This is a genomic window from Micromonospora sp. NPDC049580 (assembly GCF_040675595.1).
In the GTDB taxonomy this organism is placed as follows: Bacteria; Actinomycetota; Actinomycetes; order Mycobacteriales; family Micromonosporaceae; genus Micromonospora.
On the sequence record NZ_JBFAPG010000664.1, the window covers coordinates 1 to 2,574 of the forward strand.

Below are 2,574 nucleotides of genomic sequence, written 5' to 3' on the forward strand. Positions count from 1 at the left end.
GCCCGGGAGACGTCCGGTTCGTCAGCGGGCCTGGTCACCCTCACCGGTACGCGCCTGCGCCTGATCCACGCCCTTGTCGATCTGGTCGTCGTACTTGCCGCCCGTGCCCTTGTCGGCCATGTCGCCGGCCTTCTCCATGCCCTGGTCTACCTGCTTGTCGTGCTTGTCCGTGACGTCCTTGGCCTTGTCCATGAAGTCACCCACGGCGCTCCTCCTCGGATCGTTTCCACTTGCGTTCCCTGGGCCTGTCGGCGCAAACACCGACGGTCCGGACGGGGATGGCGCGATTCGGGTGTCGGTGCATCGCCGGCCGGGTACCGACTCGCCGAGATCGAGGAGGGCCGACATGACGGCAGACGAACCCGGGGCGGACGCCGCGCCGACAACCGGCACCGCGTCCACAACCGGCACCGCGTCCACAACCGGCACCGCGGCGACGACCGGTGAGACCGGACCACGCCACGCGTGGGCGGCGCTGCCCTGGCTGGTCCGAAGCGCGGTGGTGTGGAGCGCCTGCCTGGTGGTGATCATCGCCGGGCTCTATCTGCTGGGTCGGATCGCCGTCCTGCTGGCCCCGCTGGCCATCGCCCTGGCCGCCACCATCTTCCTCACCGCGCTGCTCGACCCGGTGCTGCTCCGGCTGCGCCGCCTGCGCCTGCCCGCGGCACTGGCCGCGCTGCTCACCGTCCTGCTGCTGCTCGGCATCCTGGTGGGGGTCGGCGCGCTGGTGTGGAACCTGACCGCCAGCCAGTTCGACCAGCTCAGTCAGGAGCTGACCCAGGGGCTCGACCGCAGCCGTGACTTCGTCACGTCCACCCTGCCGGTCAGCGACGCCCAACTCGACAAGCTGGTCGACCAGGCCCGGGAGGGGCTCAGCGGCAGCTCTCCGGACCCGGTGGCGGGCGCCCGGACGGCAAGCGAGGTCGTCGGCTCCGCGCTGCTCGCCCTGGTGCTGCTCTTCTTCCTGCTCAAGGACGGCAGGTCGATGTGGCACTGGGTGCTGTCCCGGATGACCGGCCCGAACCGACCGGTGGTGGCCGAGGCCGGCCGGGCCGGCTGGCAGACGCTGGGCGCGTACAGCCGGGGGACCATGCTGATCGCCGCGATCGACGCGATCGGCATCGGCCTGGCCCTGGTGCTGCTACGGGTGCCGCTGGCCCTGCCGCTGGCGCTGATCACCTTCCTCGGCGGCTTCGTACCGATCATCGGGGCGACGGTGGCCGGCGCGGTGGCGGTGCTGGTGGCATTGGCGGCCAACGGGCCGACGACCGCCCTGCTCACCCTCGCCGCGGTGGTCGCGGTGCAGCAGATCGAGGGCAACCTGTTGGAGCCGCTGGTCATGAAGCGGCAGGTGCGCCTGCACCCGGCCGTCATCCTGGTGGCGGTCACCGCGGGCACCCTGATCGCGGGCATCGCCGGCGCCTTCGTCAGCGTTCCGATCACCGCCGTTCTCTGGCGGGTCATCGACACCGTTCAGCGCCGCCGCTCCACCACGGACGCGCCGGCACGGTCATGAGCGGCGCGGCGCGGCGGTCGTCCGGGCGAGATGGGTGGTGAACCAGGTGCCGGCGTGTTCGGCGACCTGGTCGAGCGCGCCGGGCTCCTCGAAGAGGTGGGTGGCCCCCGGCACCACCCACAGTTCGCCGACCTCCCCCAGCTCAGTGAGCGCCTGCTCGTTGAGCGTGAGCACTTCCTCGTCCAGGCCGCCGACCAGCAGCAGCGTCGGGGTACGCACCTGGGCCAGGGCGGCGCCGGCCAGGTCGGGTCGGCCGCCCCGGGAGACCACCGCCCCCACCCGGTCGGCGCGGTACGCGGCCGCGACCAGCGCGGCGGCGGCGCCCGTGCTGGCACCGAAGAGACCGATCGGCACGTCACCGGCGGGGCTCTCGACCGCCAACCAGTCGACGATCCCGGCCAGCCGGCTGGCCAACATCCCGATGTCGAAGCGCAGTTCGGCGGTGCGCGTGTCGAGCTCGTCCTCGTCCGGGGTGAGCAGATCCACCAGCACGGTGGCGAGGCCGCGGCCGGTCAGCGTCCGGGCCACCGCGACGTTGCGCGGGCTGTGCCGCGAGCTACCGCTGCCGTGCGCGAACAGCACCACGCCGACCGGCCGTGGGGGCACCATCAGATCGGCGGGAAGCTGGACGTCCCGGATCGGAATGGTCACCGTGCTGCGCTGCTCGTCCATGCCGCACCTCCGCGTGCTCGCCTCTGGCCCGCTTACCCCACCCGCCGCGTCGCACGCGCCCCGCGCCCGCCGCGTCGCGCGGCTTCCGGGGCGGCGTTTGCCGGGTGGGCCGCCGGGTACGCGACGACCGACCGCAGACCGTGTCGGCGCACCGGCGCCCCGACGGATCGCGAGGATCAGCATGGCCAAGCAGCAGATCTCCCGGCAGCAGCAGATGACCGAGCGCGACCAGCGTGAACAGGACGCGGAGCGCAACCAGGACTTCGGGGACCAGGCCGCCTCGGCCCGGCTGAATGTTCGGCGCGATGCCCTCCTCACTGCCGGCGAGCAGCTCGCGGAAGTGCCGCCGATTGCCGAACATGATGTCCCGAAGAACGAGCATCACC

General features: G+C 72.4%; 3 protein-coding genes and 1 pseudogene. 2 read left to right on the top strand and 2 right to left on the bottom strand.

Annotation, left to right across the window (positions count from 1 at the left end):
* Positions 1-21: 21 nt before the first annotated feature.
* Complete coding sequence (locus AB0J68_RS30695; protein ID WP_363942209.1) at positions 22-204, bottom strand: antitoxin; 183 nt, start codon at positions 202-204, stop codon at positions 22-24.
* A gap of 142 nt (positions 205-346) precedes the next feature.
* On the opposite strand from AB0J68_RS30695, the gene AB0J68_RS30700 reads away from it, so the two are divergent.
* Complete coding sequence (locus AB0J68_RS30700) at positions 347-1,516, top strand: AI-2E family transporter (RefSeq protein ID WP_363942212.1); 1,170 nt, start codon at positions 347-349, stop codon at positions 1,514-1,516.
* Here the strand turns inward: AB0J68_RS30700 and AB0J68_RS30705 are convergent.
* Positions 1,511-2,188 (bottom strand): dienelactone hydrolase family protein, encoded by a 678-nt coding sequence (locus tag AB0J68_RS30705; protein WP_363942215.1) that lies wholly within the window; start codon positions 2,186-2,188, stop codon positions 1,511-1,513. The two genes, AB0J68_RS30700 and AB0J68_RS30705, sit on opposite strands and share 6 nt — an antisense overlap.
* A gap of 181 nt (positions 2,189-2,369) precedes the next feature.
* Between AB0J68_RS30705 and AB0J68_RS30710 the strand changes: the two are divergent.
* Positions 2,370-2,574: pseudogene (locus tag AB0J68_RS30710) on the top strand (hypothetical protein); the annotation flags it as partial.

What these genes read in the sequence shown, in the direction of transcription:
- AB0J68_RS30700 (WP_363942212.1), top strand. Translation starts at nt 347, where the DNA reads ATGACGGCAGACGAACCCGGGGCGGACGCCGCGCCGACAACCGGCACC.
- AB0J68_RS30705 (WP_363942215.1), bottom strand. Translation starts at nt 2,188, where the DNA reads ATGGACGAGCAGCGCAGCACGGTGACCATTCCGATCCGGGACGTCCAG.